We start from the raw sequence: 22,687 nt of genomic DNA, 5'->3' as shown, positions 1-22,687 counted from the left end.
TCCACTCGTCCCCAACTCACCCGGCCTCTCACTCGAAGCCCAGGAACTCGAAGATCTCGCGATCCTTCATCGGGGTCGCGTCGAACTCCTGCGATCCGCTCAGCAGGTATTCGGCGAGTTGCAGGTATTCGTTCTGGATCGCCTTGACCTCCGGCGTCTCCTCCATCTCGAAGAGCGTGCACTTCTTGAGACGGCTGATGCGCACGGCGTCGGAGTCCGCGATATGCGCCAGACGCTGCAGCCCGATGGCCTCGTTGAAACGGTCGATCTGGTCGGTCTCGCGCGAGCGGTTGGCGATGACGCCGCCGAGCCGCACGTCGTAATTCTTCGACTTGGCCTTGATGGCCGCGACGATGCGGTTCATCGCGAAGATGCTGTCGAAGTCGTTGGCGGCGACGACCAGCGCGCGCTCGGCGTGCTGCAGCGGCGAGGCGAAGCCGCCGCACACCACGTCGCCGAGCACGTCGAACAGCACCACGTCGGTGTCTTCCAGCAGGTGATGCTCCTTCAGCAGCTTCACCGTCTGGCCTACGACATAGCCGCCGCAGCCGGTGCCGGCCGGCGGTCCGCCCGCCTCGACGCATTGCACGCCGTTGAAGCCCTCGAAGACAAAATCCTCCGAGCGCAGTTCCTCGGTGTGGAAGTCGACCTCCTCGAGGATGTCGATCACGGTCGGGATCAGCGACTTGGTCAGCGTGAAGGTGGAATCGTGCTTCGGGTCGCAGCCGATCTGCAGCACGCGCTTGCCGAGCTTGGAAAAGGCGACCGACAGGTTCGACGAGGTGGTCGACTTGCCGATCCCGCCCTTGCCGTAGATCGCGAAGACCTTGGCGCCCTCGATCTCCATGGCCGGGTCGAGATGCACCTGAACGCTGCCGTCGCCATCCTCGCGCCCGCTGGCCTTCTTCAGCGCGCGGGCCTCGCGCTCGGCGGTCTTGGGGTGCGTATAGAGGTTCATGCCGCAAACTCCACTGTCAGGCCCTCGAGCCGGTCTTCGAGTTCATCTCCCGCCGCGCGCAGGGCGGCCCAGGTTTCCTCGTCGGGTTGCCAATAGGCGCGCTCGCCGGCCTCGATCAGGCGGTTCGCGAGCTTGACGCTGGCCTTCGGGTTCAATTCGGCGAGCCGCTGGCGCATCTCCGCGTCGAGCACGAAGGTCTCGGTGAGATGCTTGTAGACCCAGGGCGCCACCTGGCCCGTCGTCGCCGACCAGCCGAGCGTGTTGGTGACGTGGCTCTCGATCTGGCGCACGCCCTCGTAGCCGTGGGCGAGCAGGCCCTCGTACCACTTGGGATTGAGCATCCGCGTGCGGGTCTCCAGCGCGACCTGCTCCTCCAGCGTGCGCACCTTGCCCGCGCCGGTCGTCTGGTCGCCGACATAGACGGGGATCGCGTCGCCCCGCGAGGACTTCACCGCCGAGCTGATGCCGCCGAGCGTGTCGAAATAGTGGTCGATGGCGGTGATCCCGAGCTCGACGGATTCGATGTTCTGATAGGCCGCCTCGACCCCTTCGAGGATCTCGCCGAGCAGGTCCGGACGCTGCACCGGCTGGCCGTCGATGCCATAGGCAAAGCACTTGCGGCTGGTATAGGTCGCGCCCAACTCGTCCGCGTCGTCCCAGGCGCCGCTGTCGATCAGCAGGTTGACGTTGGACCCATAGGCGCCGGCGGCGTTGGAGAAGACGCGCAACGCCGCTTCCTCGAGCGACACGCCATGGGCCTGCGCATGAGCGAGCGCATGGGCGCGGATCGGATTGTCGGCCTCCAGCTCGTCGACGAGCGCGGCCTGCCGGCTGGCATCGGCGAGCAGCCGAGTCTGCAAGGGCAGCAGATCGCGGAAAATGCCCGACAGGGTCATCACCACGTCGATGCGCGGGCGCCCGAGATCGGCAAGCGGGATCAGATCCGCCCCGGCCAGCCGGCCGAAGCTGTCGAAACGCGGCCTGGCACCGATCAGCGACAGGGCCTGGGCGACGGGCGCGCCCTCGCTCTTCAGGTTGTCCGTGCCCCACAGCACCATGGCGACGCGGCGCGGCATGCGCCCGTGATCAGCCTGGAAACGGGCGATCAGCCGGTTCGCCTGGGCCGCGCCGTCCGTCAGCGCGAAGGGGCTCGGCAGGCGGAAGGGATCGAAGCCGTGAATGTTGCGCCCGGTCGGCACGATGTCGGGCGAGCGCAGGATGTCGCCGCCGCTCACCGGCGGGATGTAGCGCCCGTCGAGCGCGGCCAGCAGCGCCGGCACTTCCGTTTCGCGCTTCAGATCGGCGTCGAGCCGGGCCAGCCGGTCGAAGGCGTCGGCCATCGCCGGATCGGCGGGACGTTTGGCGCGCCCGGCGGCAAGCTCGGCGACCAGATCCTCGGGCAGGGCCGCTTCGCCGCTCGCCGCGTTGACCGAGGCCAGAAGTTCGGCGCGCACCGTGTCGTCCGGCACGTCGCCGACGACATGCAGGCCGTGCGGAATAAGCGAGGTCTCGAAGTCGCGCAGCCGGTCGGCCAGCGCGATCACGTCGAGGTCTGCGGCCTCAGCCGTGCCCGGCTCGATCAGATCGAGCGCCTCGGCCTGCTGGCGGATGGTCTCGACCAGATTGGTCCGCTCGCTCTCCGCCTCCGGCGGCAGCCCGCGCCAGCGGTCGATGGTCGCCTTGAGGTCGGCGAGCCCCTTGTAGAGGCCGGCCTCGGAGATCGGCGGCGTGCGGTAGCTCACCAGCGTCGCCGCCGACCGGCGCCGCGCGATGGTGCCTTCGGAGGGATTGTTCGCCGCGTAGAGATAGATGTTGGGCAGCGCGCCGATCAGCCGGTCGGGCCAGCAGTTGGCCGCCATCCCCGCCTGCTTGCCGGGCATGAATTCCAGCGCCCCATGCGTGCCGAAATGCAGCACGGCGTCGGCGTCGAAATCTTCCTTCAGATAGCGGTAGAAGGCGGCAAACGCATGGGTCGGCGCGAAACCGCGCTCGAACAGGAGCCGCATCGGGTCGCCCTCGTAGCCGAAGGCGGGCTGCACCCCGACGAAGACGTTACCGAACTGCGTGCCGAGCACGAGGATGTTGCGCCCGTCGCTCTGCTGGCGGCCCGGCGCCGGGCCCCATTGCGCCTCGATTTCAGACAGCCAGGGCTCGCGGCGCACATGGGTGTCGGCGTCGATGCGAGCGTGCACATTGGCCGGCTGGCCGTGCCGTTCGGCATTGCCGCCGAGGATCGCCTCACGCAGCGCGTCGGCATCGGCGGGCAGCTCCACCGCGTAGCCGTCGGCCTGAAGCGCCTTCAGCGTGTTGTGGAGCGAGCGGAAGACGCCGAGATAGGCGGCCGTCCCGGTCGCCCCGCCGTTGGGCGGGAAGTTGTAGAGCACGATGGCGAGCTTGCGCTCCGCCTTGGCCTTGCGGCGCATGCCGGCGAGCCTGGCGACACGGCTCGCCAGCATCTCCGCCCGCTCCGGGCAGGAATGCATGTCGCGCCCGCGCCCCGGAGCCGCGTCCTCGAAGGTGCAATGGCGGTCGCAGCCGTCGCAGGCGCCCGAGCCGTCGTTGCGCCCGCCGTAGAGGATCGGATTGGTTGCGCCGTCGATCTCCGGCAGCGCCACCATGATCGTGGTCTCGACCGGCGTCAGCCCCTGTTCGCCGCGCCCCCATTGCTGGAGGCTCTGGAACTCGCTGGCGAAAGCGGAAAGATACGGCACGTCGAGGGCGGCGAGCGCCTCTTCCGCGGCCCGTGCATCATTGTAGGCCGGACCGCCGACGAGCGAGAAGCCGGTGAGCGAGACGACGCAATCGACGCAGGCCTTGCCGTCCTTCATGAAGAAGCGCTCGATGGCCGGGCGCGCGTCGAGGCCGCTGGCGAAGGCGGTGATCACATTGAGGCCGCGCGCGGCCAAGGCCGCCATCACGCCGTCGTAATGCGCGGCGTTGTCGGACAGCACGTAGGAGCGCATGACGATCACGCCGACGGTGGCCGCGTCGCGCCGCGAGCCCGCCGCCCGCGTATAGGCGTCCAGACGCTCGGTCACCCGGCCCGGCAGCGCCGGGTGGTAGAGGCCGACGTCGGGATAATGGATCGGCATCTGCGGCGCGACGACGTCCCGCAGGGGCGCGCGCGGACCGGCCGCATAGCGCGACACCAGATAGCGCACCAGGTTGACGACGTTTTCGTCGGAGCCGGCGAGCAGATACTGCAGCGTCAGGAAATAGGCGCGCACGTCCTGCGCCTTGCCGGGAATGAACTTCAGGATGCGCGGCAGCTGGCGCAGCATCTTCATCTGGCCGCGGCTGGCCGAACCGGACTTGTCCTTCTTGCCGCGCAGCCGCTTGAGCAGGCCGAGCGCGCCGCCGGTCGGCTTGTCCATCTCGAAATCGCCGATCCGCGTCAGCTTGACGATCTCCGCCGCCGACAGGCAGCCCACGAGGCAGTCGCAGGCATCGCGCCGCGCCTTCAGCCAGGGCTCGACCTGGCGGATGTGCTCCTCCAGGAACATCATGTTGGCGATGATGATGTCGCCCTGTTCGATGTCCTCCCGACACCGCTCGGCGGCGGCCGGATCGCCGTTCCATTCGGCGACCGCATGCAGCGTCAGGCTGAGGCCGGGCAGTTCCTTGCGCAGGATCGCGCGCGCCCGCTCGACCGTGCTGTCCATGTGGCTGTCCAGGGTGACGATGACGACGCGAACCGGAATGGTCCCGAGATCCGCGAACGCCGCGTCGCTAGCGACCGAAATATGCTTTTGCATCGTACAGCGTCTCGACGGTTATCGGTGTCAGCCCCCGCTCGGCGGCGAAGCGTTCGGTGTTCCTGCGCGCCTTGCCGCGCACGAAGAACGGGATCTTGCGCAATTCCTTCTCGGCATCCGCGGTCCAGGACAGCGGGTCGTTGACGGCATCGGCGACGGCCACCTGCCCGGCGTCGTTGGCGGCATCCTGTGCGGTGGCGCGCGCGGCGGCCGGCGCGGCGTCCTGCGGGTCGGCGTCCCGCGCCGCGTTGCCGCCCCCGCCAAGCGCTGCGAGATGCGAGGCCCTGGCCTCGTCGTGGAACTCGAAATCCTCGCGGAACATGCCGAGCAGATGCTCCTCCAGCCCCATCATCAGCGGATGGACCCAGCTGTCGAAGAGCACGTTGGCGCCCTCGAAGCCCATCTGCGGCGAGTAGCGCGCGGGAAAGTCCTGCACATGCACGGGCGAGGAGATCACGGCGCAGGGAAGCCGCAGCCGCTTGGCGACATGGCGCTCCATCTGCGTGCCAAGCACCAGTTCCGGCTGGGCGGCGGCGATCGCGTCCTCGACCTCCAAATGGTCGTCGCTGATCAGCGGCTCGACGTCATACTCCGCCGCCGCCGCGCGCAGGTCGCGGGCGAATTCGCGGGCATAGGTGCCGAGCCCGCAGACCTTGAAGCCGAGTTCGTCGCGGCACACACGGGCCGCCGCGATCGCATGGGTGGCATCGCCGAAGATGAAGACCCGCTTGCCGGTCAGATAGTTGGAATCGATGGAGCGCGAGTACCAGGACAGGCGCTCGTCGGAGGACGCCAGCACCGGCGCGGGATCGACGCCGGCAAGCCCGGCCACTTCCTCGATGAAGGCCCGCGTCGCGGTCACGCCGATCGGCACGGTCACGGTGCGCGGCTGCCTGAAGCTGCGCTCCAGCCAGCGCGCGGCGGTGTCCGCGATCTCGGGATAGAGCACGATGTTGAAATCCGCCTCGGGCAGGCGCGCGAGATCGGCCGGCGAGGCGCCGAGCGGCGCGATCACATTGACCGGCACGCCGAGCGCTTCGAGGATCGCGGTCACCTCGCGGATGTCGTCGCGATTGCGAAACCCGAGCGCGGTGGGGCCGAGGATGTTGCAGCGCTTCACGCCGCCCGCCGCGCGCGCCGGCGCCTCGCGCCCGCCGCAAAGGCCCCGCACCAGCCGGTAGAAGGTCTCGGCCGCGCCCCAGTTCTCCTTCTTCTGGTAGGAGGGGAGTTCCAGCGGCACGACGGGAATGTCGAGGCCGAGCGTGCGGGCGAGCCCGCCCGGATCGTCCTGGATCAGTTCCGCCGTGCAGGAGGCGCCGACCAGCACCGCCTGCGGAGCGAAACGCTCCACCGCCTCGCGGCAGGCGGTCTTGAAGATCTCGGCCGTGTCCTTGCCGAGATCGCGGGCCTGGAAGGTGGTGTAGGTGACCGGCGGGCGCGACTTGCGCCGCTCGATCATGGTGAACAGGAGATCGGCATAGGTGTCGCCCTGCGGCGCGTGCAGCACGTAGTGCAGGCCGGTCATCGAGGCGGCGATGCGCATCGCGCCGACATGCGGGGGACCCTCGTATGTCCACATGGCAAGCTGCATGGCCTAGACCTCCACCTTGAGCGCGGCGCGCCGGCGCAGCGGACGGGCGAAGAGTTCGGCCAGGTCTCCGGCCTGCTCGTAGCCCTGGATCGGGGCGAAGACGAGCTCGATGGACCACTTGGTGGCGCGTCCCTCCGCCTCGAGGGGATTGCCGAGCCCCATGCCGCAGACGATCAGATCGGGATCGGCGGCGTGGCAGCGGTCGATCTGGCGGTCGACGTCCTGGCCCTCGCTGATGGTGACGCTGGCGGGCAGCGCCTCCAGATCGGCGCGCATGTGGGCGCGGTGGAGATAGGGGGTGCCGACCTCGACGATCTCGGCGCCGAGCTCGCCGTGGAGAAAGCGGGCGAGCGCCGGCTCCATCTGCGAATCGGGAAAGAAGAAGACCCGCTTGTCCGCAAGATCCGCGCGGTAGTGGTCGAGCGCGGCCCGGGCGCGGGCGCGCCCGGACCGCGTGACCGCGTCGAACCGCGCGGGCTCCACATCGAACGCCTCCGCCGCCGCCCGAAGCCACCTGGTGGTGCCCTCCTCCCCGAGCGGGAACGGTGCGTCGATGCGCCGGCCCCCGCGGGACTCGAGCGCCTTGGTCGCCGCCCCCAGCCAGGGCTGGGCGAGCAGCAAGCGGGTGTTGGGGCCGATTTCGGGCAGATGCGCGCCATGCCGGGACGGCAGGAAGTCCACCCGCTCGATCCCCAGCCCCTGAAAGATCCGGCGGAACTGGTCCTCCACCACGTCGGCCAGCGTGCCGACGACAAGCAGGGAGCGCGGCGCATCGGCCGGGGCCTGCGGCATCTCGGCGGCCAGGGCGGCGACGAAATTGTCCTCGCCTTGCGTGAAAGTGGTCTCGATGCCGCTGCCCGAATAGCTGATCACCCGCGTTTGCGGGGCATGCAGCCGGTGCAGCCGCTGCGCGGCGCGCGGCAGGTCGAGCTTGATGACCTCTGACGGGCAGGAGCCGACCAGCACCAGCATCTTGATGTCCGGCCGGCGCGTGAGCAGCCGGTCGACCACCCGGTCGAGCTCGTCGTTGACGTCGGCCATGCCGGCGAGATCGCGTTCGTCGATGATCGCCGTGGCGAACCGCGGCTCGGCGAAGATCATCACGCCGGCGGCCGACTGCATCAGGTGCGCGCAGGTGCGCGACCCGACGATCAGGAAGAAGGCGTCCTGCACCTTGCGATGCAGCCAGATGATGGAGGTGAGCCCGCAGAAGACCTCGTGCTGGCCGCGCTGGCGCAGTGGGGCCGCCGCCGTGCCGCAGGCCGCCGCACTGCCAGGGCCAGTGGCCGGGGCCGTCGCCATGCCCGGACCGGAGGCGGGATCGAGGGCCGGCCGCTCGAGTGTCGCGGATGCGGAATGATCGGTTCGGTCGCTCATGCCGCCCGCTCCCCGCGCGCAAGCGCCGCGTCGGTTTGGTCGGCATCCACTTCGGCCGCCGGCCCCTCGGCAGGCGCCTGACGCCGCGCCATGCGCAGCTTCCACAGGAACTGGGCGGCGTTGATCACGTAGGCCGCGTAGGCGGCAAGCGCCAGCGCCATCAGCGGGATCGGCGCCAGAAGGTTCTGGAACAGGGCCAGCAGATAGCCCGTGTGCAGCGCCAACACCGCGAAGGACACGACGTCCTCCCAGAAGAAGGCCGGCGCGAAGAGATACTGCCCGAAGACCTCCTTCTCCCAGATCGCGCCGGTGATCATGATCGCGTAGAGCGTCAGCGTCTTCACCACGATGGAGACATTGGCCGCGAACAGCCCCTCGCCCGTCAGCAGGAAGCGCAGGATCAGGGCGAGGCTCACCAGGCACACCAGAAATTGCACCGGCGCCAGAAGCCCCTGCACCAGCGTCCAGCGCGAGGCGTCCCGCCGGGCCCGCTCGGCCGGCGTGTAGAGCGCGCCCGGCGCGCCGCCGGTCGGCGACCGATCGGCCGATCGTTCAGGTTGTGCGTGGACTGTGCTGACCATGCGACCCGGCTCCCTTCAGGACTTGAGAGAACTGTAAACCCGGGCCGAAGCGAGTGTCAACTTTTGTTGACGTTCATACGCGTTTACACAAAAAATAAAGTGTGACATTCTCTCTGTCGTGGAAAAAATCCACGCCCAATACCGACCGTTGGGGCAAGGGGGAGCCGCACGGTCGGCATGTCGTAGGACCAGGTTCGAACAGGTGCTCCGGGCGGATTTCGCCCGCTTCTACCGCGACGCCAGATCGCCGAGCACTCGCAGGGCCGCAGAGAAACCGGTCTGGAATCATGCACGGAGCGGGACTTGGGGGAGCCGACGCGGACCGTCGGCGCATCGAAAACCGGCTGCAGGGCCTGCCGCCGGTCATGTCGACCACATGCGGCCTGCACGGCATGGCGCAACGGGTGCTCGCGGAGGTTGCCGCAAGGCTCTCGCGCGAGGCCCGGGAGCGGGACGTTCCGCTTCGGCTGGCGGAGAGGATCGGCGCCATCGTCCGGGACACGGAGCTCGCCACCCCGGTCGATGCGGCCCTCGCCGCCCTGAACGCCCGTCCGGCCTCCTATCCCGACAAGCTCACCGCGCTGGAGGAAGTCGCCCGGCAGCTGGGCGACGACTGGACCCAGGATGCGACCTCGTTTCTCGCCGTCACCATCGCCATGGGACGCCTGCAGTGCCTGCTGCGGCGAATCTCGCAAGGACGCCCGGCGGAGCCGTCCGACGCGCCGCGCGGAAAATCGCTACTTCTGACCCCTCCGAACGAGGAACACACCTTTGGCGTGTGCCTTCTTGAGGAATTGATGCGGGCATATGGCTGGGAAACGACGATTTATCGCGCTGACAGCGTTGAATCCCTTGTTAAAAGGATGGAAAAGTCACAAATCGACATCGTTTGTTTCTCCTGGACGAATGCCGCCCTTGCCCCAAGCGTCGGAGACTGTGTGAAAGCCATCGACCAGCTTCCCGCCGCCAACCGCCCGGCGATCATTTCGGGCGGTCACGCAGCGGGACAAAATCCCGCATGGCTCGTGCGGCTCGGCGTGAACTACGTTTGCGAAAGCGTGTATGTCGCGGTGCAGATCGCCGACGTTCACTTGCGCGAGCTGCGCGCCGTCTCCCGTCAGGACAGCACGCCCCTCGCCTGCGCAGACCCACGGCCCTGACCCGTCATGCAAATCAAGAACCTCCGCCCCGCCCCTCGCACCTTCAAGGCCTCCAAGGCCCTGTTCGAGCATGTCGGCGCGGCGACCGCGGCGGATCTCGCCGCGCTGGGGTCCGACATCACGCTTCTGGTGGCACGGGACGGGACGATCCGCGACGTGGCCTATGGCGACGCGACGCTGGCAAGCTATGACATCGACACCTTCGTCGGCCGCGCGTGGCGCGACACCGTCACGCCCGAATCGGTGGAGAAGATCGATGCGCTGCTCGGCGATATCGAAACCGCTTCGCCGACGCGCCGGCGCCAGGTGAACCACCCGGCCGCCGGGCTCGCCGATCTGCCGGTCGATTATGCCCTGGTAGCGGTCGAAGGGCTCGACTGCTGGGTGGCGATCGGCGACGATCTGCGCAAGATGGCGGCGATCCAGAACCAGCTGCTCAACGCGCAGCTCGAGCTCGAGCGCGAGTATCGCAAGATCCGCGACGCCGAGACGCGCTACCGCACCATTTTCCAGAAGATCGGCCAGCCGCTGCTCATTCTGGAAGGCGCGGACCGGCGGATCGTCGACGCCAATCTGGCCGCCTCCCGGCTGTTGCTGCGTCCCGTCGGCAAGCTGGTCGGCGAAAATGCGCTCGGCCTGTTCGATACGGCCGCGCGCGCCGATCTGACGGAACTCCTGAACGAGGCCCAGCACAGCGGCACTGCGCGCGCCACCGTCGCCCGGCTCGCCGAGGTCGACGCCGAACAGGCGATCGCCATCGAGCCGTTTCGCGAAAACGGCCGCAACAATCTCTTCCTGCGGCTCGGCACGCCCGCCGGCGCCGGTGCGGATGCGCCCGCGGCGGCGCGCGAGGGCGACGTCGATCTCTTCGACCGTCTGCCGGAAAGCCTCGTCACCATCACGCCAAAGGGCCTGATCGAGGATCTCAACGACACGTTCCTCGACATGGTCGGGCTGCTCAACAAGGAACGGCTGATCGGCCGCAACCTGAACAATTGGCTCGGCGGCTCGGCCGTCGACCTCAGCGTGCTGCTCGCCAAGCTGCGCGACGAGGGGCGCGTGCGCCAGTTCGCCACCGTCCTGCGCGACGAGCTCGGCAGCCTGAAACCGGTCACGGTCTCCGCCTCGCGCTTCGTGCGCGGCGGAACGGAGCATGTCGGACTTCTGATCGGCGACGCGGCCAGGCGCGAGGCGGGTCTGGGCATGTCGGCCGCCGGTCTCGCCCCCGATGCCGCCGATTTCTCCGAGCTGATCGGCCGGGTGCCGCTCAAGGAGCTGATCCGCGAGTCGGTCGACGTGATCGAGAAGATGTGCATCGAGACGGCGCTCCGCCAGACGGACAACAACCGCGCCTCCGCCGCCGATCTGCTGGGGCTCAGCCGGCAGAGCCTCTACATCAAGCTGCGGCGGCACGGGCTGGAGGATTTCAGCCCCAACAATGGCAACGGCAAATCCGTCAATCCAGATTGACACCCTCGATCCCAATTCTGTCAATTTGAATTGACAGTCGCGCGGGGCTAACCTAGCCTTTCGCCATGGTTGTACGCACGCTCCCCCAGCCCCGGCCCGCGAAGACGGGCGCGCCGAGCCCGATGGCGGTGCTCGAGCTGCTGAAGCCCATCACGTGGTTTCCGCCGATGTGGGCCTATGCCTGCGGCATGGTGGCGAGCGGTGCCGATCTCTTCGCGCGCTGGCCCTATCTGATGGGCGGGGTGCTGCTGGCAGGACCGCTGATCTGCGGCACCAGCCAGGCTGTCAACGACTGGTACGACCGGCATGTCGACGCGATCAACGAGCCGGACCGGGTGATCCCCTCCGGCCGGATGCCGGGGCGTTGGGGGCTGTGGGTGGCGATCGCCGGCAGCCTGATCTCGCTGGCGCTGGCTTGGGTTCTGGGGCTTTGGGTCTTCTGGGCCGCTGTCGTCGGTCTCTTCTTCGCCTGGGCCTATTCCATGCCGCCGATGCGGCTCAAGCAGGACGGCTGGCAGGGCAATGCCGCCGTCGGCCTGTCCTACGAGACGCTGCCCTGGCTGACGGCCGTCGCCGCGGCCGTCGACGGGCTGCCCGATCCGCGCATCGCGCTCATCGCCCTGCTTTACGGGATCGGCGCGCACGGGATCATGACACTCAACGATTTCAAGGCGATCGAGGGCGACCGGCAGATGGGCATCCGCTCGCTGCCGGCGCGCTACGGCCCGGAGCGCGCCGCGCGCATCGCCTGCGTGATCATGGCCGCCGCCCAGATCGCCGTCATCGCGGCGCTCATCGTCTGGGACCGGCCGATCCACGCCGGCCTCATCGGCGCGCTGACGCTGGCGCAACTCGCCTGCATGACGCGGTTTCTCAAGGACCCCATCGGCCGGGCGGTCTGGTACAGCGCCATCGGCGTCGGGCTTTACGTCAGCGGCATGATGATCGCGGCGGTCGGCCTGCGCGGGCTCACCGGCGCCTGACGCGGATCCCGGCATCCGGGGAGACCGGGCGCCGCAGGAGACTGAACGGGAGGGGATGACATGACGCGAGGCCATGCCTCACCCGGATTGGCCGCACCCGGATCGACCGCAGCCGGATTGAGTTGGGTCGCCATCGTCCGCCTCGGGCTGGTGCAGGCCGCGCTCGGCTCCATCGTCGTGCTCACCACCTCGACGCTCAATCGCGTGATGGTGGTCGAACTGTCGCTTGCCGCGATGATCCCGGGGCTGCTGGTCGGCCTGCATTACGCGGTCCAGATCGCCCGCCCGCTGTGGGGCCACGGCTCGGACGTCGGCGGCTCGCGCACCGGCTGGATCCTCGGCGGGCTTGCGCTTCTGGCGCTCGCCGGCACCGGCGCGGCGGCCACCACCTTCCTGTTCGAAAGCTCCTTCTGGCTCGGCTTTGCCGCCGCGTTCGTCTGCTACGCGCTGATCGGCATCGGCATCGGCGCCTGCGGCACCTCGCTGCTCGCCCTGCTGGCGAGCCGCACGGCCCCGGCGCGCCGGCCGGCGGCGGCCACCATCGTGTGGATGATGATGATCGCCGGCATCGTGGTCACCGCCATCGTCACCGGGCAGCTGCTCGATCCCTATTCCCACGCAAGGCTCGTCGCCATCACCGGCGCGACCGGAGCGCTGGTCTTCGCGATCGCGCTGGTCGCCGTGTGGCGGCTGGAGCGCGACGCCCCGGCGCTCGGGGCCGGAGAGGACCGGCACGAGCGTGCCGCCACCGCCTCCCCGCGCGCCTTCCGCGACAGTCTCGCCGAAACCTGGCGCGACGGCGAGGCGCGGCTTTTCACGCTGTTCGTCTTCGTGTCCATGCTCGCCTATTCCACCCAGGATCTGATCCTGGAGCCCTTCGGCGGGCTGCTCTTCGCCATGACGCCCGGCGAGACGACGCAATTGTCCGGCGTGCAGCACGGCGGCGTGCTGCTCGGCATGGCGCTCGTCGGGATCGTCGGCACGCTGGTGGCCCGGCGCAAGCCGGCGATCCTCAAGCTCTTCATCGTCGCAGGCTGCCTCGGCTCGGCCGGCGCGCTCGCCGCGCTTGCCCTGTCGGCGGCCGCCGCGCCGGCCTGGCCGCTGAAGCTCAACATCTTCCTGCTCGGGCTCGCCAACGGCGCCTTCGCGGTGGCGGCCATCGGCACCATGATGGCGCTCGCAGGCGCCGGCGGCGGCCGGCGGGAGGGCATTCGCATGGGCGTGTGGGGCGCGGCGCAGGCCATCGCCTTCGGGCTCGGCGGCTTCCTCGGCACGGTCGCGCTGGATGTGGCGCGGGCGACAACCGGCGACACGGCGCTCTCCTTCGCCCTCGTGTTTTCCGGCGAGGCCGTCATCTTCCTCGCCTCCGCCGCCATTGCCCTGCGTATCGGCGGGCGCCCCGGGACCGCGACGGACGACGCCCCTGTCCCCCTCGCACCAGCGGAGTGATCGGATGAGCCCCAAAACCTATCCAGAGACCTATGATGTCATCGTTGTCGGGGGTGGACCGGCAGGAGCGACCGCCGCGCAGGCTCTGGCGGCCGGCGGTCGCTCCACACTCCTCCTCGACCGGGAGGGGCGGATCAAGCCCTGCGGCGGCGCGATCCCGACGCGCGCGATCCGCGACTTCGCCATTCCGCCGGACCAGATCGTGGCGCGTGCCCATGCCGCGCGCGTGATTGCGCCGAGCGGGCATCAGGTCGAGATGGACATCGGCGATCTCGGCTACGTCGGCATGGTCGACCGCGACCGCTTCGACCCCTTCCTGCGCGAGCGGGCGGAAGCCGCCGGCGCGGTGCGCGTCACCGGCACCTTCAAGCATCTGGAGCACGCCCGCGACGGCCGGGTCGCGGTGACGCTCGCCGACAAGGATCGCGGCGGCGAGACCCGCGTCGTGACCGCCCGCGTCGTCATCGGCGCGGACGGGGCCAATTCCGCGGTGCGCCGCGCCGTCTTCGGGCCGGAGAAGAAGCCGCCCTATGTCTTCGCCTATCACGAGATCGTGGAGACGCCGGAAGCGCCCGATCCGGAGCTCTTTCGCGCGGACCGCTGCGACGTCGTCTACGACGGGCGCATCTCGCCCGATTTCTACGGCTGGGTGTTCCCGCACGGCAAGCATTCGAGCATCGGCACCGGGTCGGCGGTCAAGGGCCACAGCCTGAAGACCGCGACGCGGGACCTGCGCGCCGCCGCCGGGCTGGCGGAGGCCAGGACCGTACGCGAGGAAGGCGCGCCGCTGCCGCTCAAGCCCATGCGGCGCTGGGACGACGGGAAGAACGTCGTGCTGGTGGGCGATGCCGCCGGCGTCGTCGCGCCCTGTTCCGGCGAGGGCATCTATTACGCCATGCTGAGCGGCGAGATCGCCGCGCAGGAAGTGTCGGAGATGCTGGTCACCGGCGCGACGAAGCCCCTCAAGAGGGTGCGCAAGCGCTTCATGCGCGAGCACGGCCGCGTCTTCTTCGCCCTCGGCATCATGCAGGCGATCTGGTACGGCAGCGACAAGCGGCGCGAGCAGTTCGTGCGCATGTGCGCCGACCCGGACGTGCAGCGCCTCACCTGGGAGGCCTATCTCGACAAGAAGCTGGTGCGGCGCGAACCGATGGCGCATCTGCGGGTCGCGATGAAGGACATCCAGCAACTCATCGGCTTTCCAGCGCGCGGTTAGGCAGGTCGATGGACGCCCTCACGCAGGTGCTGGACCGGCTCGCCGTCGGCGGCGCGCTGGCGCTGATCGCGCTGGTGGTGCTGTCGCTGGAGATGGTGGCCTTCGCGCTCTTCGTGCGCGATGTCGCGCTGCGGCGCTCGCTGGTGCTCAACGGGGCGTCCGGCGTCGCGCTGATGCTGGCGCTGCACGCCGCCCTGACCGGCGGCGGGGGCCTGCGCATCGCGCTGTTTCTGCTGTTGAGCTTCGTGGCCCACCTTGTCGATCTGACGGCCCGCCTGCGCGCCGCCCGTGCGTCCTGACGGGCGCGCGCGCCTCAGGCGCCGCCGACGGCCTGCGACGGATTGAGTTGGATCATGCGGTAGTTCAGGAAGCCGGCGAGCGCCACCCAGGCCGCATAGGGCAGGAAGAGCGCGGCGGCGAGCGGCGAGACGGGAAAGGCCGTCACCATGAAGGCGAGGATCGAGGCGAGCAGCGCGCCGATGTCGATCAGCGCCAGATCCATGCGCTTGAGACCGAAGAACAGCCACGACCACATGGCGTTGACGACGAGTTGCGCGCCCCAAAGCAGGATGGCGATGCCGAGACCCTGCGCGCTGTAGACCAGATAGCCGGCCGCCGCGATCATCACGTAGAGCAGGGTCCAGACCACCGGGAAGGCCCAGTTTGGCGGAGTCCAGCCGGGCCGGTCCAGGCTCTCATACCAGGCGCCGGGCTTGAAGATCGCGCCCGTCGACGCGGTGAGAAACACCAGCAGCACGATGACGGCAAGGGTCATGGGAGTCCGATCCGGGTCGCGAGGAATGGGCACGCGCACGGGGCGACCCGTCCGCGTTGACGCCCTCACCCTACGCGAAATCGCCCCCGAAAGACCACCCGTGCACTGCAACATCCTCGCCGTCGCGCGATCTCACGCGGCGACGGCGGGCGCGGCCTTCTTGCCCGCACGCTTCTTCAGGATGAAGCGCCGGTGATAGAGAATGATCGCAAGCCCGGTGATCAGCGGCACGCTCCACAGCACCGGATTGAGCGCGATCTCGGGCATGATGCGCACCGCGCCGAAGGCGAAGAACGCCGTGTAGACCGAAATCCCCGCCCCCACCAGCGCCTTGACGTGTTCCGACAGCCAGCCGAAGGGATGCGGCGCGGGCCGGTACATATGATAGAGATTGGTCGCGACGGTGGCGAAGCCGATGCCGGAAATGCCGATCATCAGCGGCTGGCCGATCAGCACGCCCTGCACCACGCAGTTCACCGACAAAAGCGTCAGAACGACCTGCAGGCCCAGATTGACCGGCGTGCGCATCGCCGCGCGGTCGCGCTTCACGGTGATGCAGAGCCAGCCGTACCAGGCGAGATTGATCGTCAGCACCGCGAGATAGAGCATCATCCAGCCGAAGATGCCGCGCACGAAGACCGCATCGTCGAGATGGGGATGGGTGGCGAGCGGCGCGATCAGCGTCGCGGTGCTGATGCCGATGGCCGCCGCGCCCGTCGCCAGCATGGTAAAGGTGAAGACACGCCCGAAACGGCGGTGAACGTCGCCGCCCTTCCGGCCGATCACCGGCACCCAGAAGGCGACGAGGCCGACCGAGCCGGTCACGATGTGGGCGATCACGAAGGCCTCGAAGACCAGGAGCATGCCATCCTCCCCGGCAAGCGGATGTCTTCGTTATATTACACATTTGACCGTCACGAAATATGGACTACCCTCTACGCCGTTCCTCCCGTCGTCGCCGAGGCCGGTCTTGTACGCGCCCCCCCGCACGAAATCGCTGCCCGCGCTCGCCGCGCTCCTGCGCTGCCTGTGGCGCGGCGACGGCGATCTGCTGGGCCTGTTGCCGGCGGCGGCCTATCGCATGGACATCGGCCCGCTCGGCTATTCGCGGCGCTCCACGGTGATCGTCAACGATCCGGAGCTGGTGCTGCATGTGCTGAAGGACCCGGAGGGGATCTTTCCCAAGAGCGATCTGATGGTGGGCGCGCTGGAGCCGCTCGTCGGCGATTCCATCTTCGTCTCCGCCGGCGCGCGCTGGCGCCGCCAGCGGGAGATGATCGACCCCGCCTTCTCCCACATCCGCCTCAACCGCGCCTTCACCGCCATGCAGGCCGCCGTCGATGCCTACGAGACGCATCTGGACCGCTGCGCTGAGACGGGCGCGCCGATCTCGCTCGATCTGGCGATGAGCCATCTGACGGCGGACATCATCACCCGCACGGTGTTTTCCATGCCGCTCGCCTCGCGGATCGCGCATGATGTCTTCGCCGATTTCGCCGAGTTCGAACGGCATGTGGCGCATGTGAAGATCCTGCGGCTGATCTTCGATCCCGCCTTCCATCCGGTCGACCAGCCCGACGCGGTGCGTGCCGCCTGCGCCCGCATCCGCGCGCATCTGGGCGAACTGATCGACACGCATCTGGCGGCGGGCGCGGACTTCAACGACATCGCCTCCGCCGTGATCGGCGCGCGCGACACCGAGACGCAGACGCCCTTCGGTCGGGAAGAGCTGATCGACCAGCTCGGCGTGTTCTTTCTTGCCGGGCACGAAACGACGGCCAGCGTACTGATCTGGGTCTTCTACATTCTGTCGCAGCGCCCGGACATCGCAGAAAAGGTGCGCGCCGAGGTCGATGCAATCGTCGGCAGCAGAGAGGTCGGCTTCGAGCACACCAGGCGGCTCGCCTATACGCGGCAGGTCTTCCGCGAGACGCTGCGGCTCTATCCGCCGATCACCTTCCTGCCGCGCGTGGCGATGGCGGCGACGACGCTTGGCGGACGCAGGATCAAACGCGGCGCGCTGGTGATGATCGCGCCCTGGGTCATCCACCGCCATCACGCCTATTGGCCGGACCCGGATGTCTTCGACCCCGACCGCTTTGCGCCCGAGCGCGAAAAGGACATCCGGCACGGCACCTTTCTGCCCTTCGGGCTGGGCCCGCGCATCTGCGTCGGCGCCGCCTTCGCGCAGACCGAAAGCGCGCTGATCCTGGCGCGTCTGCTGCGCCGCTTCGATTTCGCGCCGCTGGCGCCCGACAGCGTGCGCCCGGCCGCCCGTCTGACCACGCGGCCGGCGGAGCAGATCATGGTGCGGGTGACCCAGCGCGGGTGAGCGTCACGCCGGCTCCGGCGTGTCCATCGGCAGTTCCTCCCGCCACGCCAGATCCTCCGTCGCCGTCTCGGCCATGGATTTTCCCTTGAAGATCGCCGGCACCAGGATCGGATAGGAGGTGAAGGTCATGGTCGGGAACACCAAGGGATCGGCGCGGTCCCAGGTCACGTCGCGGGCGCTGCGCAGCGCCCGCCACTTGAGCCCCGGCTCCTTGCGCGTGAAAAGCGCCGCCTCGGCCTCGATCAGACAGGGGTAGAACTGCTGCATCAGCCGCTCGGGGCGAAAGCGGACCGGATCGTCTCCGCCCGGATCGGCGATAGCGCGCGCCACATCCGCGGCTTCCAGAAAATGAATCCCGCTGGTGACCCGCGGATTGCATTCTATGGCCGTGACCGATCCGTCGGCGGCCTCCACGAAATCGAAGGACAGAAAGCCGGAATAGCCCGTCTTCGCAGAAAATTCCTCCACGAACCGCTCGATCGCGGCCTGCGCCTCCAGCCGCTCGAAACACACCGCCACCGTGCCGCTCATCACCACGCCGCGATAGACGGAGGTGACCCGCACACGGCCCGCCGCGACGAGCGAAAAGCTGCTCAGCACGCGCCCGTCCTTGCGCTCCTGCACGACCATATCGGACGACAGCGCGCCGCCGGGGAACGCGCCATCGGGGAGCGCACCGGCACCGTGAAAGCTCACCCCCAGACCGGCGCAGGAGTTGCGGGGTTTCAGCACGACAGGCGTGCGCGCGGCGAGCGCCCGCGCCGCCGCACTGTCGGCCGAATGGGTTTCGGGCGCGGGCAACCCGAGCGCGCGGATCTTTTGCGCGAAACGCAGCTTGTCGTGCAGCTCCAGCACGGTCGCTTGCGGCGGGGAATGGAGCGCGACGCCTTCGGGCAGCGTGTCCCGCAGCGCCGCCACATACAGGAGTTCCTCCGACACCGGCACGACGAGATCGACGCCTTCCGCCGCGATCACCTCGCCAAGCGCGGCGCGGTAGCCGGGCGCATCGCGCGCGGGCGCCGGCACGCGGACGCTCTTCGCGACAGCGCGCGAGGCGCGGCACAGGTGCCAGGCGAAGGGCTCGGCCACCACAACCCGCCGCCCGAGCGCGTGAAACCCGCGCGCGAGGTCGAGACATTTGGGCATCCGCCCCAGCGTAAGCAACACGGTCCTGGCCATGGTCGCAGGCTAGCAGATCCCTTCGCCCGGGACAGATCCGGATGATCCCGGCTGTCGCGCAGGACGCGCGGACGGCATGGGATCGCGTGAGGCTTGTCGACGCGCTGCAATCGGGCAATGCTTTCACACCGCCGGCAGCGGGTCCGGCTCGAGCCCCCGCCGCAGCATCATGGAGACCCTGTCATGTGGATACGCTGGCTTCTTGCCGCCGTCCTCGCGCTGTCGGGCGCCGCGCCCCTGCAGGCGCTGGAAACCGCCGAGCCGCTGCTCGACGTCGTCCAGAAACCGGCGTTCGGCGACTTCTCCGAGATGAAGAAGGCCCGGACCCTTCGGGTGCTCATCCCCTATTCCTTCACGAGCTTCTATCTGGAGGAGGGACAGGCGAAGGGCCTCGACGCCGAATACATGCGCGAATTCGAGGCCTTCCTGAACAAGGGCGTCCGCAAGGAGGCGGACAGGATCCGCATCGTGATGATCCCCACCCGGCGCGACGATCTCCTCCCCCGTCTGACGGAAGGCCATGGCGACCTCGTGAGCGCGAACCTCACGATCACGCCCGAACGGCTGGAAACGGTCGCCTTCTCCGATCCGCTTCAGGACAACGTGCGCGAGGTGCTGGTCACGCCGGCCGACGCTGCCGATCTCGCGTCGCCGGACGATCTCGCCGGGCTGGAGGTGCACACGCGCGCCTCGTCCAGCTACTTCGAGAGCCTGACGCGCGTCTCGGCGGAGCTCGAGGCGCGGGACCTGGCGCCTTTGGCCATTGTCCCGGTCGACGAGCGGCTGGAAGACGAGGACCTGCTGGAAATGGTGGCGACCGGCATCGTGCCGGCCATCGTGATGGACGAGCACAAGGCGAAGCTCTGGCTCGGGCTCTATCCCGAACTCAAGCTGCACGCGGATGTCGCCTTGCGCGAGGGCGGCGCCATCGGCTGGGCGATGCGCAAGGACAACCCGGAGCTGGCGCGCGTCGTCAACGACTTCCTCAAGACCGCGCGGCAGGGCACGACGCTCGGCAACATCCTGCTGAAACGCTACTATTCGGACGTCAATCGCCTCATCAATCCGCATCAGGCGGACTACGCCCGCAAGCTCCTGGAGCTCGATGCCCTGTTCCGGACCGCCGGGGAGAAATACCGGCTCGATCCGCTGCTGCTCGCCGCCCAGGCGTTTCAGGAATCGCGCTTCGACAACAGCGTGCGCAGCAAGGCCGGCGCGGTCGGGATCATGCAGATGCTGCCCTCCACGGCGCGCGACCCGAATGTGGGCATCGCCGATATCACCTCGGTGGAGGCCAACATCGAGGCGGGCGCGAAATACATGCGCTTCATCGCCGATCACCACTTCCCCGACGCAGACCTTGAGGATGTGGAGCGCATCCTCTTCGCGCTGGCCGGCTACAACGCAGGCCCGAACCGCGTCGCGCGGGTGCGCCCCAAGGCCCCGGACCCCAACCGCTGGTTCAACAGCGTCGAGTGGGAGGTGGGGCGCGCCGCCGGCGCCGAGCCGATCCGCTACGTGAAGAACATCTACATCTACTACACGGTGTTTCGCGGCATGCAGGAAGCCGAACGGCTCAAGAAAACGTTACAGCGGTCCGAGGCGACGGAGTAACGCGGCGCTGGACCCCTGCCCCAAGGCGGGCAATCCTGTTCGCCAGTCGTCCGGCGCGTTCCGCGCGTGAACCGGGATGGCCGCCAACCGGGCCATCACCGGGCCAGTTGACCGGACAGCCGAGCAGGACGCTGAACAGGAAAGGATCGCGAGATGGATCGCAGATTGGCGCGGGTCTTGAGCGTGGGGCTCATCGGTGGGCTGTGCGCCGTCATGGCCACGACCGGGGCGCTGGCCGCGCGGCCCGACACGCGCACGATGACCTGCGCTCAGGCACAGGATCTGGTGCAGCGTTCCGGCGCCATCGTGCTCTCCACGGGGCAATACACCTACTCCCGCTTCGTCGCCGACCGGCGCTACTGCGCCCACTACGAGATCCTGCGCCCGAACTACGCGCCGACGCGCGACACGGCGCAATGTCCGGTCGCCTACCGCTGCGAGCGGGTCGTGCGGCCGCGCCCCTGACCGCGTTGGGCGGGGCTAACCGCTGGCGCGCGCGGGCGCCGTCGCAGTCTGCCGGTCGAGATCGGTCAGCGTGACGATGCGGTTGCCGCGCAGGTCGTTGACGCAGACGATGTAACCCTGCTCTTCCATATGGGTCAGCAGCCAGCGGGCGCGACCGGTCGAGCGGGTGCCATAGGCCTTGGCGATTTCCTCCAGATCCGGACAGGCCCGGTCCTCGAGCGCGGCCTTGGCGAGCAGCAGGTAAACGCCGCGCATCTCCTCGGGAAGGGTTTCGGCCACCGTTTCCGCCGCCGCCCAGGTTTGCGGATCGATGTCGCTCGGCTTCACGCCGGCGCGCGCCAGCGCCACGCGCTGACGGAACTCCGCGAGATCGGGCGGCTTGCCGGGCAGACGGGCGATCCGGCAGCGAACCTGAAAATCCTGATAGAGCGCGGCGATCGGCTGAAACGCTGCTTCCTCGTCACCGAGAAGCTCCGCGATCACCGCGTCGACGGCCCGCTGCCACGAGTCCCGGTCGACCGGCGTGCTTTCCAGCGTCTCGCGCGCGGACGCCTGCCGCGTCAGCCGTTCGAGCACCTCGCTCGCGGGGATCTCGGCCGGCGCGGGCGGCGCTTCGGCGCGGGTGCGCTCCACCGGGCTTGCCGGCTGGAACAGGAGGTCCTGCACATCCTCGGCGCGGACCTCGGGCAGCGGGGTCAGCTTGGGGCCGCCGCCACGCCCGACCGTTTCCACCGGACCGATCCGCACGGTCATCGGGCGACGGGAGACGGCCGGCCCAAGCGCCACGAAATGCCCGCGCTCCAGATTGCGGAAGGCCTCCGCCTGCCGCTTCTCCATGCCCAGAAGATCGGCCGCACGGGCCATGTCGATGTCGAGAAAGGTCCGCCCCATCAGGAAGTTGGACGCCTCGGCGGCGACGTTCTTGGCAAGCTTGGCGAGCCGCTGCGTGGCGATCACGCCGGCGAGCCCGCGCTTGCGGCCCCGGCACATCAGGTTGGTCATCGCGCCGAGCGAGACGCGCCGTGCCTCCTCGCCCGTATCGCCGGACGCGGCGGGGGCGAAGAGTTGCGCCTCGTCGACCACCACCAGAACCGGGTACCAGTGATCGCGCTCGGCCTCGAACAGCGCGTTCAGGAAGACCGCCGCCGCCTTCATCTGCCGGTCGGGCTCCAGCCCTTCCAGATTGAGCACCACCGAGACCCGATGCGCGCGCACCCGGCTCGCGATCACCGCAAGGTCGCGCTCGCTGCCGGCCGCATCCACCACCACGTGCCCGAAGCGGTCGGACAGGGTGACGAAATCGCCTTCGGGATCGACCACCACCTGCTGCACCCAGCCGGCGCTTTGTTCCAGCAGGCGACGCAGGAGATGCGACTTGCCGGAGCCCGAATTGCCCTGCACGAGCAGGCGGGTGGCAAGCAGCTCTTCCAGATCGAAGGCACAGGAGCCGGTGCTCCCCGGCCCCAGGCCTGTCTGGGTCTGGCCCATGTCGATGCTGACGGTCATTTCAAACGATCATCCCGGGACGCGGTTCCAGTTGGGGTTCGCCCGGCGCGCGGGAGGCGCGCCCACGCAGCTCCGGCCGCACGGCAGACCGGCCGGACCGGCCAGGCTTCAGGTTGCTTGAGTGGCGGCAGTATCGTCGATTCGCACCGTGCAGACAAAGCGGCGGACGGCGCGCGTCCGCGCCGGCCCGCGGCGACGATCAAGTCCTTCTGAACAGGCGAGCAATCGCTCGATTTTTAGGCAAATTTTCACCGTTCGGCGGCAGCTTGATCGCAT

The 22,687-nt window shown here is 68.7% G+C and carries 18 protein-coding genes; 9 read left to right on the top strand and 9 right to left on the bottom strand.

The genetic code is table 11. From position 1 onward, the window contains the following. Window positions 1-28: 28 nt before the first annotated feature. The 5 genes from bchL to bchF form a co-directional block, all read right to left on the bottom strand. Window positions 29-958, bottom strand: coding sequence for a ferredoxin:protochlorophyllide reductase (ATP-dependent) iron-sulfur ATP-binding protein (gene bchL, locus ABL312_RS03325; RefSeq protein ID WP_349359959.1), 930 nt, complete (start codon window positions 956-958; stop codon window positions 29-31). Further along, window positions 955-4,713, bottom strand: a complete 3,759-nt coding sequence (locus tag ABL312_RS03320; RefSeq protein WP_349359958.1) for a magnesium chelatase subunit H — start codon at window positions 4,711-4,713, stop codon at window positions 955-957. Before ABL312_RS03320 ends, bchL begins: the two co-directional genes overlap by 4 nt. Continuing rightward, window positions 4,688-6,304 (bottom strand): ferredoxin:protochlorophyllide reductase (ATP-dependent) subunit B, encoded by a 1,617-nt coding sequence (gene bchB / locus ABL312_RS03315; protein ID WP_349359957.1) that lies wholly within the window; start codon window positions 6,302-6,304, stop codon window positions 4,688-4,690. Before bchB ends, ABL312_RS03320 begins: the two co-directional genes overlap by 26 nt. Window positions 6,305-6,307: 3 nt before the next feature. Then, entirely contained in the window at window positions 6,308-7,606 is a 1,299-nt protein-coding gene (locus ABL312_RS03310) for a ferredoxin:protochlorophyllide reductase (ATP-dependent) subunit N (RefSeq protein ID WP_349361331.1), read from the bottom strand. 71 nt (window positions 7,607-7,677) lie between these two features. Further along, a complete protein-coding gene (gene bchF / locus ABL312_RS03305) occupies window positions 7,678-8,262 on the bottom strand; it encodes a 2-vinyl bacteriochlorophyllide hydratase (RefSeq protein WP_349359956.1) in 585 nt (194 codons plus the stop codon). Between the two features lie 392 nt (window positions 8,263-8,654). Between bchF and ABL312_RS03300 the strand changes: the two genes are divergently transcribed. The 6 genes from ABL312_RS03300 (at window position 8,655) to ABL312_RS03275 (ending at window position 14,839) form a co-directional block, all read left to right on the top strand. Next, window positions 8,655-9,422 carry a cobalamin B12-binding domain-containing protein gene (locus tag ABL312_RS03300; RefSeq protein WP_349359955.1) on the top strand — a complete coding sequence of 256 codons (768 nt, stop codon included), beginning with the start codon at window positions 8,655-8,657 and terminating at the stop codon, window positions 9,420-9,422. 6 nt (window positions 9,423-9,428) lie between these two features. Continuing rightward, window positions 9,429-10,892: a transcriptional regulator PpsR gene (ppsR, locus tag ABL312_RS03295; protein WP_349359954.1), complete on the top strand. Its 1,464-nt coding sequence runs from the start codon at window positions 9,429-9,431 to the stop codon at window positions 10,890-10,892. Between the two features lie 65 nt (window positions 10,893-10,957). Next, on the top strand, window positions 10,958-11,875 hold the full coding sequence (chlG, locus tag ABL312_RS03290; protein WP_349359953.1) for a chlorophyll synthase ChlG: 918 nt from the start codon (window positions 10,958-10,960) through the stop codon (window positions 11,873-11,875). 60 nt (window positions 11,876-11,935) lie between these two features. Further along, a complete protein-coding gene (locus ABL312_RS03285) occupies window positions 11,936-13,324 on the top strand; it encodes a BCD family MFS transporter (protein WP_349359952.1) in 1,389 nt (462 codons plus the stop codon). 4 nt (window positions 13,325-13,328) lie between these two features. Then, window positions 13,329-14,540, top strand: a complete 1,212-nt coding sequence (locus ABL312_RS03280; protein WP_349359951.1) for a geranylgeranyl diphosphate reductase — start codon at window positions 13,329-13,331, stop codon at window positions 14,538-14,540. 8 nt (window positions 14,541-14,548) lie between these two features. Then, the gene (locus ABL312_RS03275) at window positions 14,549-14,839 is read left to right on the top strand and encodes a hypothetical protein (protein ID WP_349359950.1); all 291 of its coding nucleotides are present in this window, start codon (window positions 14,549-14,551) and stop codon (window positions 14,837-14,839) included. Between the two features lie 14 nt (window positions 14,840-14,853). On the opposite strand, the gene ABL312_RS03270 is transcribed toward ABL312_RS03275, so the two are convergent. Next, the gene (locus tag ABL312_RS03270; RefSeq protein ID WP_349359949.1) at window positions 14,854-15,315 is read right to left on the bottom strand and encodes a TspO/MBR family protein; all 462 of its coding nucleotides are present in this window, start codon (window positions 15,313-15,315) and stop codon (window positions 14,854-14,856) included. 132 nt (window positions 15,316-15,447) lie between these two features. Beyond that, window positions 15,448-16,179, bottom strand: coding sequence for a hypothetical protein (locus ABL312_RS03265; RefSeq protein WP_349359948.1), 732 nt, complete (start codon window positions 16,177-16,179; stop codon window positions 15,448-15,450). Window positions 16,180-16,285: 106 nt separating this feature from the next. Here ABL312_RS03265 and ABL312_RS03260 point away from each other — a divergent pair, with 106 nt between their 5' ends. Further along, a complete protein-coding gene (locus ABL312_RS03260; protein WP_349359947.1) occupies window positions 16,286-17,647 on the top strand; it encodes a cytochrome P450 in 1,362 nt (453 codons plus the stop codon). 3 nt (window positions 17,648-17,650) lie between these two features. On the opposite strand, the gene ABL312_RS03255 is transcribed toward ABL312_RS03260, so the two are convergent. Beyond that, window positions 17,651-18,826, bottom strand: coding sequence for an ATP-grasp domain-containing protein (locus ABL312_RS03255; protein WP_349359946.1), 1,176 nt, complete (start codon window positions 18,824-18,826; stop codon window positions 17,651-17,653). A 183-nt stretch (window positions 18,827-19,009) separates the two neighbouring features. Here ABL312_RS03255 and ABL312_RS03250 point away from each other — a divergent pair, with 183 nt between their 5' ends. Further along, entirely contained in the window at window positions 19,010-20,440 is a 1,431-nt protein-coding gene (locus tag ABL312_RS03250; protein WP_349359945.1) for a lytic transglycosylase F, read from the top strand. A 153-nt stretch (window positions 20,441-20,593) separates the two neighbouring features. Beyond that, entirely contained in the window at window positions 20,594-20,905 is a 312-nt protein-coding gene (locus tag ABL312_RS03245) for a hypothetical protein (RefSeq protein WP_349359944.1), read from the top strand. Window positions 20,906-20,920: 15 nt separating this feature from the next. Here the strand turns inward: ABL312_RS03245 and ABL312_RS03240 are convergent, their stop codons facing one another. Further along, on the bottom strand, window positions 20,921-22,411 hold the full coding sequence (locus ABL312_RS03240) for a helicase HerA domain-containing protein (protein WP_374730173.1): 1,491 nt from the start codon (window positions 22,409-22,411) through the stop codon (window positions 20,921-20,923). Between the last annotated feature and the right edge of the window lie 276 nt (window positions 22,412-22,687).

It is taken from the genome of Stappia sp. (assembly GCF_040110915.1).
Lineage (GTDB): Bacteria > Pseudomonadota > Alphaproteobacteria > Rhizobiales > Stappiaceae > Stappia.
This window is presented reverse-complemented; position numbering and strand designations above follow the sequence as displayed.

Coding starts and splice junctions, on each gene's coding strand:
- bchL (WP_349359959.1), bottom strand. CDS start 958: ATGAACCTCTATACGCACCCCAAGACCGCCGAGCGCGAGGCCCGCGCG.
- ABL312_RS03320 (WP_349359958.1), bottom strand. CDS start 4,713: ATGCAAAAGCATATTTCGGTCGCTAGCGACGCGGCGTTCGCGGATCTC.
- bchB (WP_349359957.1), bottom strand. CDS start 6,304: ATGCAGCTTGCCATGTGGACATACGAGGGTCCCCCGCATGTCGGCGCG.
- ABL312_RS03310 (WP_349361331.1), bottom strand. CDS start 7,606: ATGGCGACGGCCCCGGCCACTGGCCCTGGCAGTGCGGCGGCCTGCGGC.
- bchF (WP_349359956.1), bottom strand. CDS start 8,262: ATGGTCAGCACAGTCCACGCACAACCTGAACGATCGGCCGATCGGTCG.
- ABL312_RS03300 (WP_349359955.1), top strand. CDS start 8,655: ATGGCGCAACGGGTGCTCGCGGAGGTTGCCGCAAGGCTCTCGCGCGAG.
- ppsR (WP_349359954.1), top strand. CDS start 9,429: ATGCAAATCAAGAACCTCCGCCCCGCCCCTCGCACCTTCAAGGCCTCC.
- chlG (WP_349359953.1), top strand. CDS start 10,958: ATGGTTGTACGCACGCTCCCCCAGCCCCGGCCCGCGAAGACGGGCGCG.
- ABL312_RS03285 (WP_349359952.1), top strand. CDS start 11,936: ATGACGCGAGGCCATGCCTCACCCGGATTGGCCGCACCCGGATCGACC.
- ABL312_RS03280 (WP_349359951.1), top strand. CDS start 13,329: ATGAGCCCCAAAACCTATCCAGAGACCTATGATGTCATCGTTGTCGGG.
- ABL312_RS03275 (WP_349359950.1), top strand. CDS start 14,549: ATGGACGCCCTCACGCAGGTGCTGGACCGGCTCGCCGTCGGCGGCGCG.
- ABL312_RS03270 (WP_349359949.1), bottom strand. CDS start 15,315: ATGACCCTTGCCGTCATCGTGCTGCTGGTGTTTCTCACCGCGTCGACG.
- ABL312_RS03265 (WP_349359948.1), bottom strand. CDS start 16,179: ATGCTCCTGGTCTTCGAGGCCTTCGTGATCGCCCACATCGTGACCGGC.
- ABL312_RS03255 (WP_349359946.1), bottom strand. CDS start 18,826: ATGGCCAGGACCGTGTTGCTTACGCTGGGGCGGATGCCCAAATGTCTC.
- ABL312_RS03250 (WP_349359945.1), top strand. CDS start 19,010: ATGTGGATACGCTGGCTTCTTGCCGCCGTCCTCGCGCTGTCGGGCGCC.
- ABL312_RS03245 (WP_349359944.1), top strand. CDS start 20,594: ATGGATCGCAGATTGGCGCGGGTCTTGAGCGTGGGGCTCATCGGTGGG.
- ABL312_RS03240 (WP_374730173.1), bottom strand. CDS start 22,411: ATGACCGTCAGCATCGACATGGGCCAGACCCAGACAGGCCTGGGGCCG.